The sequence below is a fragment of the Anabaena sp. UHCC 0253 genome (genome assembly GCF_009712085.1).
GTDB lineage: Bacteria > Cyanobacteriota > Cyanobacteriia > Cyanobacteriales > Nostocaceae > Dolichospermum.
Genome location: NZ_VILD01000003.1, coordinates 554,752 through 569,984 on the forward strand (window position 1 = coordinate 554,752; position 15,233 = coordinate 569,984).

Below are 15,233 nucleotides of genomic sequence, written 5' to 3' on the forward strand. Positions count from 1 at the left end.
GGTGTAAATAAACATCTATTTCTTTAATCTCTCCTGAAACTTTTTCTGATGCTTTGACTTCTCCGTAATCTTTTAATAATTCTTCTAGATAGTCTTTGGCGAATTTATCATGTATAAACCTAGTCATTAAATTTTAATCTTGAGTAAAATCTGGGAAATAATTTAGACTTCTATTATATAGCAGTTAGGACTTACGCACTGTACAAATTTACCACTATGTATATGTGTATAAACAAAATTCCCTTATATCAACAATAATTTAGAAGATTACCACCTAAATCAACAGACATCAAAAAACCTCTACAATCGCTACTGCATAGAGGTTTACGAGCTAAAAGGCTCATCTTTGGCTTGACTTAGATGTATTTTATGACAACACGAAATATCTACCAGCTAGAGGCGATACTGTAAATTGATATCTGGTGGAGTGATTGTAATTTACCAGCTAATTAGTTGAGGTTATTAACTGGTTTTTGAGTAGGAGCTATTGCTGTTTTGGGAATTTCAATGACTGGGTTGTTTAAAGCAACCATTAAAGGTAAATCTACAGCTACTGGCTGTGTAGCTTCTGGTGTCAATTCTGTGATTGGTCGTGTTTGTGCCATTTCCAGCATTCTGGATGAGTTACCTGGTAATAAACCAGAAATTGCCCCCAAAACACAAGCAGCTATGGCTGCACCACCAAATATTAAGCTGAACTGGTAACGGCGGTTAGCACGAGTCAAGACTTGCTCAATCGTGGTTTCCGTTGACTGATTACCTGCGGGAATAGGTATATTATGCAAGCCTTGTCTGAGATTTAATAGTCTTTTATACAAACATTTGATAGATGCATCTGTTGATAACCATTCTTCTACCTGCCTGCGTTCAGTAGCTGTTACTTCGCCATCTAGGTAGGCACTTAATAACTCGAAACAATCGCGCTTCTCCATATCCATAGTACCCGTTGATTCATTTTTAGTTCTCAATGGCAGAAAATATATATTTTCTTTGACAGACCTTAATATTTCTTAAATTCTGCCATAGAATTGAGGGAACATGATGTAGATTATGTATCTAGATAGCTTTGCAACTGAGTTTGTAATCTCGATCTAGCTCTAGCTATTCTAGATTTCACTGTTCCTAGTGAAACTCCGGTGATTTCAGCAATTTCTTCATAAGCCATCCCTTCAATTTCCCTAAGAACTATTGTAGTCCGAAAAAACCTCTGGTAAATCCGCGATCGCTTCTCGCAACTGCTCATAAAATTCTCTGGTTGTCAGTTCCTCTTCAGGACCTGGCGTATCACCGGCAATTTCCCAATCCATTTCACCGTCATCTAACGTCCGCGGGGCATCCAGTGATAGGGGACTGGCGACCCGTTTGCGTTTGCGTAACTCATCATAGAACAAATTTGTGGCAATCCGACTTAACCAACCGCGGAATTTAGCAGGTTCTTGTAATCGGCTGATATTCCGATACACACGAATCCAAACTTCCTGGGCTAAATCGGCTCTGTCAGACCAATCAGGCGCTAAATGATATAACACTCGATCAACTTGAGTTTGATAGCGGCGTAACAGTTCTGCAAAGGCAGCACGGTCTGGACGCAATCCGACTTGACAGCGCAAAATGAGATCGTGGTTTGAAAGTTTGTCAACTTGCACCGATGCTGCTGGGTAGGTGGCATCAACTGTTGACCAAGATACACTAATGGATTGACTCATAGATAGGACTGGCTTTAAATCACTCCCCTCTATTAGACTGGATAATTAATCAAAAGTTCCTCAGTAAGGTGACGGATTTATAATCGGAACACGGAAATATAAATAAAAAGGAGTTTTCACAGGTTTCGCAATCGGAGTGTAGGTATGGGAAAAGAAGGAAAAAGATGACACGGATCAAGTCTTTGTTAAATTTAAAATAGTGATCAGTTTGACAACCGTCCACTAAAATACTTGATTGGTAATTGGTAGTTGGTAATTGGTTAAATTTTATTAAGTACCAGTTCTCAGATATGTCAGGGATAAATAATAGGCGATCGCAATGGCAAGAAATGAATCTGTAGCGACTATGGTCATGTTTCTCTGTTTTGGTACAGCAATTTTATCTCTGGCTGTCCATTTGCAGACGAGGAGTACAACAGGACAGTTAAATCAATCTGCATCCACAGGAGTCTATAGGCAACATTCACAAGTAGAAATGGGAGATAGTGCAATTGCTGCTTCTGTGCCTACCTCTCCCCAAAAATCCGCTGTGATCAATTTGGATTCTCCAGGGAAAACGCCTCAGTCAAGTTTGGCTACTGTTAGAGATGCTATAAATAACTCCAGAAAGCCAGTAACTGCACAAGATGGGACGCAAGTGGTGGTGGATTTAAGCGATCGCCGCGCCTATGTTTCTCGATATGATGAAGTGATAGCTAGTTACCCCATTGCTATAGGCAAAAAGGGTTGGGAAACACCAACCGGCAATTTTCAAATCATGCACAAAGAACACCATCCCATCTGGCGACATCCCATTACAGGTGCAATCTTTGAAGGTGGTACGGATAGTCCTTTAGGAGATAGATGGATTGGTTTTTGGTCAGATGGCCGTAACGAAATTGGTTTTCATGGTACACCAAATGTTGATTTAGTAGGCGCGGCTGTTTCTCATGGTTGTCTGAGAATGCGTAATTCTGATGTCAAAATGTTGTATAGCCAAGTGAGTATAGGTACACCAGTATTAGTGCGTGATTGAAAATTTGAGGATACATGAAACCAATGCGATCGCCATATTCCGTCCTCAAATGGCGTAATATTTGTATATTTCCGAATGAAGTGTGGAAAGCGGGGATACCATAAACTTAATGTCAATCATGATCAAGCCGTGACAGCAAACCCAATTAATCAATCAACTTCTGTTTTTCGATTGTCTCCCCTCATTCGGATGACACTGTTAAGTCTATATTTAGCATTGACTGTTCCTTTACCCTTCTTAGCACAAGCAACAGCCGCACCTACTCCCCCTTCATTATTATGGGTGGGAATTGGTTGCGGCTTTGTGTTGTTGTATGCGGTGTTGACTGAAAGGGTAATCTTAGATGAAGAAGGAATTAAAGTGACTTACCCAGCTTGGGTTCCCCGATTTTTCCGTCCAGGTTGGAGTTTATCATGGTCAGATGTCAAAGAGTTAAAACCCCGTACTACTGGTCAAGGCGGTTTAGTATATTATTTTCTGAGTCAAGATGGTAAAGCTTATTTATTACCCATGCGTGTGTCTGGATTTGCTAAGTTTGTAAATATTGTCCAAGCAAAAACAGGCATTGATACCACAGATGTTCGTCCTCTATCACAACCTTGGATGTATTTAATCCTGTTAGCTTGTACTCTATTATTGCTTTTGGTAGATGCTTGGACTATTCAAACTGCTTTGGTAATGGGTAATTGGTGATTGGTAATTGGTAATTGGTAATTGGTGATTGGTGATTGGTAATACATAGTATTTATTTTCCCCCTGCTCCCCTGCTCCCCTGCTCCCCTGCTCCCTGCCCCTCTTCCCTATGCTCAGGCTAGAATCTATTAATCTTTATCGGCAGTTACAGCATCAACACCAATACCCGATTTTACAGGATATTTCCTTTCGGGTATCACCAGGCGATCGCTTGGCTATTGTCGGTGAAGCTGGTGCTGGTAAAACTTCCTTATTACGCCTCATTAACCGCCTAAGTGAACCCACTAGCGGCAAAATTTATCTCGAAAATCAGGAATATCGCCAAATTCCCGTTATCCAACTGCGTCAACAGGTAATGCTTGTACAACAAGAATCTAAGTTGTTGGGGATGACAGTTCAGGAAGCTTTGGCTTATCCTTTAATTCTGCGCGGTTTACCGAAGCAAACCATTCAGGAAAAAGTCAGTTATTGGCAAGAACAACTGCAAATTCCTGAACAATGGTTAGGACGAACTGAGGTGCAACTTTCTGCTGGACAAAGACAGTTAATTGCGATCGCTCGCGCCCTAGTCACCCAACCCCAAATTCTTCTCTTAGATGAGCCTACATCAGCCTTAGATGCCCCCACCTGCTCTAACTTAATCAATATCTTCACCCAACTAACTCAAACCCAATCCACGGCGATTTTGATGGTAAATCACCAAATAGATTTAGTTCAAGAGTTTTGTACCCATCTCTTACATCTTCAACAAGGTCAATTAGTAGTCAATCAACCCGCCGCTGAAATAGACTGGGACAAGTTAACAACCAGCTTGATGCAAGCAGAAACTCAAGCACTAGCAGAATGGACTTAATCAATTGACAATTTGACAATTGACAATTGACAATTACCTACTTTAAGAACTTTGAGTAGTTAATACAGGGATTTGATTAGTAAATCTTTCTCTGGCTAATTTAGTTTGAGCTTGGGGAATGTTGACGTTCAAAATTTCCATGTTAAATCGGTATCCAACATTACGGATAGTTTGGATTAAGCTGGGTTGACGTGGATCAAGTTCCACCTTCTTCCGCAGCGATAAAACATGAGTATCAATGGTACGTGGGTTATCAATAGCGTCAGGCCAAGCACGACGCAGTAATTCCGCTCTACTCAAAGGCACTCCTCCAGCTTGTGCTAAAACATACAATAAACTGAATTCCTGGGGTGTTAAGTCAATAAATTCTCCTTGGAAACGAACACGACGCTGGACTAAATCAATTTGCAAACTACCATAATCTAAATAAGCTGGTGCAGTCGGTGTCCGGTTACGGCGCATAATTGCTTCAACCCTAGCCAGAAATTCTTGCATTCCAAAAGGTTTGCTTAAATAGTCATCTGCTCCCGCTTTCAAGCCGGCGACAATATCAGCTTCGTTTGTGCGAGCAGATAACATGAGAATTAACGGCTGTTGCTGACGATGTAACCAACGGCAAAACTCCACACCATCACCATCTGATAAATCCGCATCTAGAATGACTAGAGTTGGTTGATGACTGAGGAAAACTTCTTTTGCTTGATAAATACTGGCAGCTTGATGAACTCGGTATTCTAGTTGTTGCAAGTGCCAACCCAACAACGACCTCAGATGGGGATTCCCCTCAACAATTTCTATACAAACCGAACCCACAGTTGCAAGACCCCTTAGCGTTGATGAATCTCAAATTAACAATCTCATGCTCAAGGTTTTGTAGTTTTTGTTACTTGATTAAACATATCCTTTACATTTTCCTCAATAAAACCTTGCAAAAAATTTATTTTTTACTGTATTTGCAGCCAGGCTAGTAGATTTATTAAATTTTCATTACATTTATATATTAGCTCAAATTGTTATTTATCTATATTTAGGCAGGAAAAAGAGAAAATTACTTTCTTATCATCTGTCAGCGATTATTAAAGTTTATTTGTGGTCATTTGTCCTACTCCCTAAGAGATATGGTAAACTAACATAACAGTCATTTACCAAAAGGAGTAGCATAAAAATCACACCCGACTATTACCAAAGGTAGAGACGGCTTGTCCTCTATCCCTGTTGCAGCGAAAAATCCCTCAAACTTAATTATACAGATTTACGCATTAGTGCCTAGATTTGTATCTTCAAACAACAAAACACAAAAATTGGCTAGAGATCAATTTAGCTCTGTAGTTGCCAATATTTCAAAGCAGACATTTCACAAAAAAATCGTTAAAATACCTTAGCAAATAACCATATTTACCATTTTTCGACTTAGAATCTAATTAAGTTTTTAGCTGCTGGGGGGTCTCACCCAAGGTGAAAAGATTAACTTATGAGTTAATACATAAAAGGGAAGTGATACTTCATTGAGCGTGAATCATCATCTACAAATTATCATTCCAACGAGATTAACACAGCAGTTATGCTCCAAGACACACAAACCATCCGGTACTACCAAAGACTGACTGACGCCTTCGTCGAATTATGGAATCGCGGTTATCGTATGGATGATATGCGGATGTATTTGGATGGATATCTCGCCGCACTTCGACATAGTAACGTGATTGAACCTTTTTGGATTCATCGCCTAGAAGAAGAAGCCAGCCGCTACTTACACGATGTATCTAATTTTGCCATGGTTCAACCAGAACCTGAAAAGCAACACGGATATTACTAACTAACCTACCTACTATGATCGGTAGTCAACCTCTATTGCCGCTGTCTATTGTAACACATTTTTTGTATTGGTCAATAGACATTTAGTAGAAATTAAATATGCCTTTTCCAGAACCCCTGTAGAGTCGTTCCTCATGTATGGATTCTTGGCTCTACATTCTTTTTCACTAGATATCTAATAGGGTGTAGCGGTCTAAAATTTGGGAAATACTGTAATTGATTAAACTATTCCCCTCACTGTCATCTGACTAAGGGGAATTTTGCTATGTGGGTGATAAACAGCAGGGAATAGGAGGAGGTATAGTAATAGACAGGGTGCTTAAGACATCAATGTTTAGATGATTCTTAACTTCTTCCTTCTCCTTACGAAAAGACTTTTATGGTTTACACCACACTATCAGCAACCCCCAATTATTCTGATCAAAATACCGAAAATAATCAAAATAGTTTATGCTTTAACACAAGGTTAAGATAAAATATATTTCTTATTAAAACTTGCATTGCTTGTGCATAAAAATTTATTGATTAATTTTCACCTGCGTATAAAATATGCTAGATTACTGCAAGCTTATGAATATTCTCTAAAGAGATTGACATTAAATACACGGAAATTTAAGGTAAATATGGTGCAAATTCTTGACTCTACTTTGAGAGAAGGAGAACAAACTCCAGGAGTTTATTTTTCTCCAGAGAAAAAAATGGTAATTGCCCAGTTTTTAGATCAGATAGGAGTTGATATTATTGAAGCGGGTAATCCCGCAGTAGACAGTGAAATTGCTTTAGCTATCACACGAATTTCTCAAGCAGGATTGAATGCTAAAATAGGCGCTCATTCCCTTTGTAAAATAGATAATGTGAGAAAAGCTTTAGATTGTGGGGTAGATTTTTTAGGTGTATTTTTTAGTGTTTCTAAAAAAAGATTACAACAAGATTACAATATTAATTTAGATGCAGCCATTGAAAAAATTATTGAAGTAGTTAGTTTTGCCAAAGAACAGAAGCATGACTTATTAATTAGATATACACCAGAAGATACAGTGCGATCGCCTATAGAAAATGTCATAGCCGCAGCCAGCGCAGCCGTAGAAGCAGGCGTGGATATAATTAGCATAGCAGATACTACAGGTTACACCACACCATTTCATCCCCAGCGCAGTATGTATTTTTATGTCAAAACTCTCAAAGAGGAACTAAAAAAACGTGGTTTGCATCCACAAATAGAAGTGCATTGTCATAATGATAAAGGTTTAGCTTTAGCTAATGCTCTAGATGCTTATAGAGCAGGTGCAGACATTATTGATGTCACCACAATGGGATTAGGAGAAAGAGCCGGAATTGTTGATTTAGCCGAACTAATGATCAATTTAATAGATATGGGTGAAGAAGAAAAAAATTGGCAACTTAACACTATAGATGATTTATATAAATTTGTGAGTGAACATTCTCATATTTCCATTCCTCCCCATAAACCTATCACTGGTAAAAATGCCTTTACTCACTATGCAGGTGTTCATGTTAAAGCTATAGCGAAAGATGAGCAACTTTATCAGAGTTTAAATCCGCATATTCTTGGTAAAAAAAGCAGCTTGGCATTAGGAATGCAATCAGGATATACTGCTGTACAACTGGCTCTGAAGCAGATTGGTAAAGGAGATTTAGCTGAAAACCAAGACTTAGTAGGTAAAATTCTCCAAGAAATTAAAGTTATTGCTAAAAGAGGAACTCCCATTGATATAGAAAAAGAATTACCGGCAATTATCGAACACTGTACTATAGTCAATCATTTAATTAAAAACGAAATTTGTTCTTTTTATAGTTGAGCAAAAAATGATCATATTTATCTTTATTAAGATACCAATATACAGCTATCTCTTGAGGTATTGGACTTATGAACCTACCTATAAAAGACGATAGATTATCTGATTCATAATTTAGGATTGATATATACAATAGTTATAATGTTAGAAACTCAGGAAACAAAATTTAATTATCTAAAACCAGAAATTAAAACATCTGAAAAGTGGTGGACTATACTAGGAGTCAGTGTTGGTGTATTTATTTTTTCCCTAGATGTTTATATAGTAAATCTAGCTCTACCAGTTATGGTGGAATCATTTCATACAACCTTTGCAGTTAGCCAGTGGATAGTATTAAGTTATTTATTAGCAATATCTATTTTTGTTTTGAGTGTAGCCAAATTAGGCGATATGTGGAGCAAAAAAAGGTTATACATCATTGGCATGATTGTGTTTACAATTAGCTCATTACTATGTGGAATAGCCCCAAATATAGGCTTTCTAATAGCTTTCCGCGCCATGCAAGGACTAGGGGCTGCATTTATCTCAGGACTAGGAACAGCAATGATTGTAGAAGCTTTTCCGGCAGAAGAGCGCGGGTTTGCTTTAGGTATTCGGGCAGGGGTTTTTGCTTTAGGAATGATGCTAGGACCAACAATAGGAGGCATACTAATTAGTATCGGAGACTGGCCTTTAATTTTTTTGATTAATGTGCCAATTGGAATTTTAGGGATTGTCATTATGGCGTATCTTGTCCCACCTTCTGTTGTTAATGGCAAAAAACAGTATTTTGATATTATAGGCACAATATTTATTACATTAATGTTAACCTGCTTTATCTTGGGCATAACCTTATTAGAAGAGCAGAATTATGACTTAAATCTAATCTTGTTTTTACTATTTTCATCTATTATTGCTTTCGGCTTTTTTATATTAGTAGAAATGCAGACTTTACATCCTATTATAGACTGGAAAATTTTCCAATCTTTAGAATTAACTGTAGGATTAGGATTAAGATTTATAGGTAACTTAGTAATTGCCGGAGCAATCTTTATCCTCCCTTTCTTTTTTCAGCTTGTCAAACAATATCCTCCTGATACAACTGGTTTATTATTAGCAATTCCACCGATTATTATTGTCTTAACAGCACCTATAGCAGGAATTCTTTCTGATAAATTTGGCTCACGGATTATTAGTCTAATAGGATTAGTCTTAATGGCTATAGGGTGTTTCTTAATTAGCACCTTTAACACAAAATTAACTATAGTCAACTATATGATTGCGATTGTCCCCTATGGTTTAGGAATAGGAATGTTTCAATCTCCTAATAATAGCGCCATTATGGGAGCAGCACCAAAAGATAGTTTAGGTATTACTTCAGGTTTATTATCACTATCAAGGATATTAGGACAAACTGTAGGTGTACCATTAGTGGGGGCTATATTTTCATTTGTAACTCTTAAAAACACTCAATTAACTAGAAATATTGATGTCACTACTGCACCAATTGCATCATTAGTCTTAGGAACACAAATTACCTTTCTGTTTATTGCCATTCTTTTACTTGTTTCCATAGTAGTTGCTATTTGTTTATGGTGGTTTAAAGAAAAGCCAGTATCACCAGAAAAGCTCATTTCTGATTAAGACTTATTTCTCGCTGTAAATTGATAGTTTCTTCAGATAATTGACACAATTCTTCTAAAGATATCTTTTCTGCACTATACAATTCTGCCATTTTCTTTGTAGCAGCTTCTACAATTTCTTTACCGTTTCTGATTTGGATATTTAACTGATCTTGATTTCCATCAAAAATCACAAAGATTGAAATGTTTCTTCCCACCGTTTGTGCTGCACCTCGCACCTTAAAATCAGTAATAAATTTTCCTTCTGCGGGAACATGAAGAGGTAAATTTGCAGATTGAATCATTTCTTGTATATCTGTAAGTTCTAAACTAGAAATTGCCGGCATTTTTTCTTCAATATTCACAAATTTTGCTAAATCTAGTTGGTTAATGACAACATCATCTAATGATTCATATTGAAATGTAATTTTTCCTGCCAAATTATCAGTAATAGCGTAAATTTGCACAGAGTATGGAGGTTTAGGTACAGAACCTTGTGCATAGAACAAACTTCCCTCTGCGGTGACAGTAATTTGAGGTGTATCTGTTAGAGTTTGTAAAGATTGAAGATTAGCGATCGTACTTTTTACAAATACAGAATCAAGCCCTAAGATAGAAGCTAATTCATTAGCTGTAGGGGGAGGATTAAATTCCATACCAGCACGAATAATAAACTCTTCCAAAACATTAAATTTGCGAGGCTCTTTAATAGTTAATTCTAGAGAATTTTGAGTTACAGTATAGCAGAATTTACGTGCTGCTAAAACTGATAAACAAGAATTTTCAGCTTCAATTTTCTCAACTATATATTTCAGATTTTCATCAATCGGTTTAACTACAGAAGCGGGAAACATCAATAAAACCTCCATGATCATTAACAGTGTTTGCAACTTCAGAATACATAGTTCCTACTGTACCGGGTTTAGCTGTAAATAAATCGTGACAACCGACAATTACCAGTAATTCTTGAGCGCGAGAAAAAGCCACATTTACCCGTTCTGGTTTATTTGCAAATCCCACATCTCCTTGAGGGTTATTCCGCACCATACTCACAATTACCACCGCTCTTTCCATACCTTGAAATCTATCAACTGTCCCCGTTCTAATTTGTAAAGAAGGGAAAAGTTCAGATTGTAGACGTTCATCAATTTTTCTTAATTGAGCGCCATAAAATGTAATGACAGCGATTTCTTTTTTAGCTTCTCCATTCGCAACTTTATCAACCCAAACATTTTCAACCTGCTGACAGATACTTTCAATCACATCAATTTCTTTAGTATTAAAAAATGAAGTTCCATTTCGTTCTTCTTGAAACTCATTTTCTCTCGGCATTTTTACCCAAATAAGATGATGATATGGTTGAATGATTTCACCTGCTAAATTGTGAGCGCGTTTAGTATCAGGTTCTAAAATTCCACATTCTAACTTACCATGATAAAATTGATTAATTGCTCCCATAATCATGGGGTGCATTCGATATTGAGTATTCAGCATTTTTTTAATGCTTTTATCAGCAGTTTCAAACTGACTTTTAAATAAGGATTCTTCCAAAAATTGTAATTCTTCTCTAGAATTACCCATTGTTTTGGCCACTTCTTCCACAGTGCTAGTATCAAGCATGGGTGGTAATTGTCTATGATCTCCTACCATGACTAATTTCTTACCTTTTAAAGCTGGAATTAGCAGCTCTGGAGGAGTGCATTTACTAACTTCATCAATAATCACAACATCAAAAGATTGAAATTCTTCAGAAAAATTATAATTTGCAGCTTGAACACAAGTAATACCGACAACGTTAGCATTATCTAAATAAATTCCCCTTAAATCTCTACTATCTCGTTCTGAAGGTTGACGTAGTTTTGTCACCCAATCTTGAACAAAGTTTTGATATTTTTGCAGATAATTTTCTTCACTTTTTAGCTGTCGTTTCCATGACTTGAATTTATTTTGAATCGTGCATAAAGAGTCTGAATCAAATAAATTATCATTAGATAATTCTGGTTTTAATTTATCTGGTATTGTTTGCCAAATTGACTCCCACCAATTCCGTTCTCTAATTAAACTATCTGATAACTGTAATTGTAATTTCTTTTGTAAATCAGATATTTTTATTTGCAGTTCTTCAAGTTCTTGTGTATAAATATTAGTTTCTTCTTGCAAATTTATACTTTCCTGGTTTAACGAGTCTTTAATTGTTTCTAAAATAGTAAAAGGTTTGAAGGATGAAATCAGAGTATCTAGTTGATTAATGCGATTTTCCCAAAACTTAACTTGTTGGCAAAATTCCTGGGGTTTTTCCCAAATATTTGCTTGTCTATTTAGGTATTTTTCTACTAAAACCCGGAATGGATTGGGAATATTTGGCTGTTTATGAAGTGCTTTTAAGTTATTGATAAGTTCTGCAAGTTTTAAATTAGCAGCTTCTTTAGTTTTCTTTACTTGAATTTTAGCTTCAGATATTTGTGCTGAGGAAATTTCATTTTGAGGAAGTTCTTGAAATTGCTGTTGTAAAATTTCTAATTGTTGTTCAGCTTCGGTTTTAACTCTTAAAACACACTGACGCGCATGAACTAAGATAATATCTAGTAATTCTTGGGTAATGCGGGTAAGAGTCGCTTCAATATTATTCCATTCAAAGGATTTACTATAGGTTTTTTCCAATCTAATTAAAAATACTTGAGTATTTTCAACTAGCAATTTTCGCTGTTTGGGGTTGAGAAGTGGATAATTTTGAAATTCTTGATAGGTTTTTTGCCATTTAATTTGATCATTTTTTGATAATACTATGGGAATTTGGCTAAAACTTTGCTGTAAAAATAACTAAAATCATGTTTTTTGCCTTTTCTATCCGTAAAATTCCCGGCTATTTCATAAGATAGGGCTTTTGTTAATAATCCCCACTCTGGTAAACTGATTTGATAATTTTGGGGAACAATAGTTAATTTTAATGTTTTCGCAAACATCAATAAACCTAATGGTAAACCTACCATACTTTCTGTTAATTCAAAATCAGATTCTTGACATTCTTTCAATGCTTGATACAAATTATTATAAGCTGTAGGTTTCCATTCAACAATGGCTTCAACAATATAATCAATTTCCCGTTTGCGATTTTCCCAAATTTTAATTGTTGGCTGTAAATCGTTTTGGTTACTAGATTTTTGATGATCTGTTTCTAATTTCTCCAAAGCCAGAGAATGCTGTTGGAAAATATAAACTAGTTCTGCTACTTCGGAAATAGCTAAAGCCAGATTATTCGCATCTTTTAATCCGGCTTTAAATTCAGAAAGATGTGTTGTGATATTTTCCTGTAACCAAACTGCTAAACCAAATGCACCTAAACTTGGATGCACAAAACCAAGTTCTTCAATATATTTAATAGCTTGACGGACATTTTCTCGAAAATCTTCTACTTCTTTGTTATTTTTTGTATAAGGCTTAATACGGGGTAAAAAATCTTTCATTTCTGAAGATTCCCAGTCTATGTTTGTGGTATTTATTAGAATATTTTCTAACCCAGTAATTAAGGATGCAATTTCATTTTTATTTACTAAGCTTTGATTATATTCAATTTCTTGATTTTGATAACTTGTCTCTAAATTTTCTTTCTCATTTTTAAGTTCATTTTGTTGTTGGTTTAATTCTTCTTCAGCTAGAAAATAATCTGTAAATCGTGGTAATAATGGTAATAATTTATTGATGTTTGTGATATTCTCTTGACGTTGACTAAGATTATTTTCGCAGTCAGTAGCAGTATTTTGTAACCATGTACCAATTACTTGATCTTCTAAAAATGGTTGTCCTTCTTCTCCGACTTTTTCAGCACGTCCTTTTCTGACAGCGCGAATAACGGGATTGTGAACTAAGCGACTGAGGGCGTTATCAACTGCTAAATTAGCTTGAGAGGTAATTAATGTTCTTCCTCCGCGCAATGCTACTTGATAGCAAATTTCGGCAATTACGGTAGTTTTTCCTGTTCCTGGAGGTCCTTGAATCAGAACTAAATCTTCTGCGGAAAGTACCTTTTCGACTGCGGCTTTTTGTCCAGGATTAGCAGATGATAATAATAAGTCTTTGGATTTTAGTTTAATTCTTTTTGTAATTGTTCTGGCTTGGGAAGCGTCAAATAGGAAATTACCCAAATAGGGGTTTTGTGTGCGTCCTTGTCTTAATTGTTCTAAAGCTTTTTCTTTACGTTCAATTTGTTTGATGTCTCCAGCAGCATCAAAAAATAAGTAGCCATGATTGGGAAGTTGATAATTACCTTTGGCTATATATTCGATTAATTCCCTTTCTAGGCGAATATGAATAAGCTGGTGTTTTTGATCAATTTTTTCAATAGTTCCTAATTGACGACTGTTACGGCGATTTCTGTCGGTAGGTACGGAATCTAAAAATTTAACTTCTTGATTTTTGGCTTTTTTGACTCGTTCCCAAAAGTTATCTGCACCTAAAAAATGTTCTTCAGAACCATCAAGGGTGGCTGAGTTAACTTTAATTTCTAAAGCGATTTGTCGGGAATTTGAGCCATAATTATGACTGAGGAAAGATACACAAAATTGTCGGGATTTGGCAATACGTTCTTCAACTTTTAAAAAGGCTTTCCAGGCTTTGAGTTGATCTTCTGTAGGGACATGATTTCCGCAAATTGGCATATTTTTGATTTTTGCCAATACTGTTTTCGGAATATCCAAACGATGTTGATGATTGGGAATTAGCCGCAACCAATAAGGTAAAGCATAGCCGTCTATGTTTCCCCGCGATTCTTGGATTAAATAAGCTGATAAAATTTTAAATCCGCCATTTCCGTCTTGACGAATAGCAGCTTTCATTCCTAAAGTTTTTCCTAGTTTTTTGAGTCTTGGTGGTAATTGAAAGTTATCTTGATCTGTAGCTATAGTTAGTTCCCAAATTTCTTCTCCTGGTTCTTTACCTGTTCCTTGACGACGAATATAAAACAAGCCGGGGGTTTTTCCCACTAAATCAAATAATAATTCATTGGCACGTTCTCGCCGTTCTCGAAAGTCAGGATATAATTGTAGTGATGATTGACCTTCAAAATGGCGAACTAAATTATCAACTGCTGAACCTATGAACGTATAACCGCAATCTTCTATCTTTGTTTTACTATTCATAGTTTTGATAAATAATAGTAGTAATAAATAATTTAAAGTTCAAAAATAAATCTGAAATCATATCATAATTTAAGATATATCAGGTGTTGGGTTGCGTTCCTTAACCCAACCTACACCTAATATTTGATATTAAGAAGCTAGTGCTACTTCTACAACTTGTTGCAATTCACCTTTGTTGTACATTTCAATGAGAATATCAGAACCGCCAACAAATTCACCGTTAATGTATACTTGGGGAATTGTAGGCCATTCTGAATATTCTTTGATTCCTTGACGAATTTCACTATCTGCAAGTACGTCAAGAGTTTCAAAGGGAACTCCCAAGGTATTGAGAATTTGGACAACGTTATTAGAGAAACCACATTGGGGCATTAATTTGTTGCCCTTCATGAAAACCATAATTTTGTTTTGTTGTACCAAGTTATCAATTTTTTCTTTGGTTTCTGGTGTCATGATTAGTTATTTCCTGTGTTGCTGAAAGTGATTAGTCAAGAGTCGAGACAATTCTAGATTTTGTTTTTTGAGACAAAATCTCTAATTTTAAATTAGTTTGTGGCTTGCCAAGTTTCAGGAGTGTATGTTTTAAGTGCTAAAGCAT

At 36.2% G+C, this 15,233-nt stretch carries 10 protein-coding genes and 2 pseudogenes; 6 read left to right on the forward strand and 6 right to left on the reverse strand.

Translation table 11 applies throughout. The annotated features are described in order from the left end of the window. Positions 1-449: 449 nt before the first annotated feature. Both FJR38_RS10700 and FJR38_RS10705 read right to left on the reverse strand, forming a co-directional pair. Positions 450-932, reverse strand: coding sequence for an anti-sigma factor (locus tag FJR38_RS10700; RefSeq protein WP_168536928.1), 483 nt, complete (start codon positions 930-932; stop codon positions 450-452). 116 nt (positions 933-1,048) lie between these two features. After that, positions 1,049-1,706, reverse strand: a pseudogene (locus FJR38_RS10705) (sigma-70 family RNA polymerase sigma factor). Between the two features lie 313 nt (positions 1,707-2,019). On the opposite strand from FJR38_RS10705, the gene FJR38_RS10710 reads away from it, so the two are divergent. The 3 genes from FJR38_RS10710 to FJR38_RS10720 all read left to right on the forward strand — a co-directional run bounded on the left by FJR38_RS10710 (position 2,020) and on the right by FJR38_RS10720 (position 4,267). Beyond that, a complete protein-coding gene (locus FJR38_RS10710; protein WP_168537238.1) occupies positions 2,020-2,721 on the forward strand; it encodes a L,D-transpeptidase in 702 nt (233 codons plus the stop codon). A 129-nt stretch (positions 2,722-2,850) separates the two neighbouring features. Then, the gene (locus FJR38_RS10715; RefSeq protein ID WP_168536930.1) at positions 2,851-3,414 is read left to right on the forward strand and encodes a hypothetical protein; all 564 of its coding nucleotides are present in this window, start codon (positions 2,851-2,853) and stop codon (positions 3,412-3,414) included. A gap of 109 nt (positions 3,415-3,523) precedes the next feature. Continuing rightward, positions 3,524-4,267, forward strand: a complete 744-nt coding sequence (locus FJR38_RS10720) for an ATP-binding cassette domain-containing protein (RefSeq protein WP_168536932.1) — start codon at positions 3,524-3,526, stop codon at positions 4,265-4,267. A gap of 42 nt (positions 4,268-4,309) precedes the next feature. On the opposite strand, the gene FJR38_RS10725 is transcribed toward FJR38_RS10720, so the two are convergent. Next, entirely contained in the window at positions 4,310-5,080 is a 771-nt protein-coding gene (locus FJR38_RS10725; RefSeq protein WP_168536934.1) for a response regulator transcription factor, read from the reverse strand. A 748-nt stretch (positions 5,081-5,828) separates the two neighbouring features. Here FJR38_RS10725 and FJR38_RS10730 point away from each other — a divergent pair. The 3 genes from FJR38_RS10730 to FJR38_RS10740 all read left to right on the forward strand — a co-directional run bounded on the left by FJR38_RS10730 (position 5,829) and on the right by FJR38_RS10740 (position 9,522). Then, entirely contained in the window at positions 5,829-6,083 is a 255-nt protein-coding gene (locus FJR38_RS10730; RefSeq protein ID WP_168536936.1) for a DUF6761 family protein, read from the forward strand. A 622-nt stretch (positions 6,084-6,705) separates the two neighbouring features. Next, a complete protein-coding gene (locus FJR38_RS10735) occupies positions 6,706-7,902 on the forward strand; it encodes a LeuA family protein (protein ID WP_168536938.1) in 1,197 nt (398 codons plus the stop codon). A 138-nt stretch (positions 7,903-8,040) separates the two neighbouring features. Further along, on the forward strand, positions 8,041-9,522 hold the full coding sequence (locus tag FJR38_RS10740) for an MFS transporter (RefSeq protein WP_174763955.1): 1,482 nt from the start codon (positions 8,041-8,043) through the stop codon (positions 9,520-9,522). Here the strand turns inward: FJR38_RS10740 and FJR38_RS10745 are convergent. The 3 genes and pseudogenes from FJR38_RS10745 to grxD all read right to left on the reverse strand — a co-directional run bounded on the left by FJR38_RS10745 (position 9,509) and on the right by grxD (position 15,088). Continuing rightward, on the reverse strand, positions 9,509-10,354 hold the full coding sequence (locus tag FJR38_RS10745) for a hypothetical protein (protein WP_174763956.1): 846 nt from the start codon (positions 10,352-10,354) through the stop codon (positions 9,509-9,511). The genes FJR38_RS10740 and FJR38_RS10745 overlap by 14 nt on opposite strands. Continuing rightward, a pseudogene (locus tag FJR38_RS10750) lies at positions 10,332-14,635 on the reverse strand (AAA domain-containing protein). Before FJR38_RS10750 ends, FJR38_RS10745 begins: the two are co-directional and overlap by 23 nt. Before the next feature lie 129 nt (positions 14,636-14,764). Further along, positions 14,765-15,088 carry a Grx4 family monothiol glutaredoxin gene (gene grxD / locus FJR38_RS10755; protein ID WP_168495760.1) on the reverse strand — a complete coding sequence of 108 codons (324 nt, stop codon included), beginning with the start codon at positions 15,086-15,088 and terminating at the stop codon, positions 14,765-14,767. Positions 15,089-15,233 lie beyond the last annotated feature (145 nt).

Bases quoted from the DNA above. Each gene is read 5' to 3' on its own strand.
- FJR38_RS10700 (WP_168536928.1), bottom strand. From the start codon at position 932: ATGGAGAAGCGCGATTGTTTCGAGTTATTAAGTGCCTACCTAGATGGC.
- FJR38_RS10735 (WP_168536938.1), top strand. From the start codon at position 6,706: ATGGTGCAAATTCTTGACTCTACTTTGAGAGAAGGAGAACAAACTCCA.
- FJR38_RS10730 (WP_168536936.1), top strand. From the start codon at position 5,829: ATGCTCCAAGACACACAAACCATCCGGTACTACCAAAGACTGACTGAC.
- FJR38_RS10740 (WP_174763955.1), top strand. From the start codon at position 8,041: ATGTTAGAAACTCAGGAAACAAAATTTAATTATCTAAAACCAGAAATT.
- grxD (WP_168495760.1), bottom strand. From the start codon at position 15,088: ATGACACCAGAAACCAAAGAAAAAATTGATAACTTGGTACAACAAAAC.
- FJR38_RS10720 (WP_168536932.1), top strand. From the start codon at position 3,524: ATGCTCAGGCTAGAATCTATTAATCTTTATCGGCAGTTACAGCATCAA.
- FJR38_RS10745 (WP_174763956.1), bottom strand. From the start codon at position 10,354: ATGTTTCCCGCTTCTGTAGTTAAACCGATTGATGAAAATCTGAAATAT.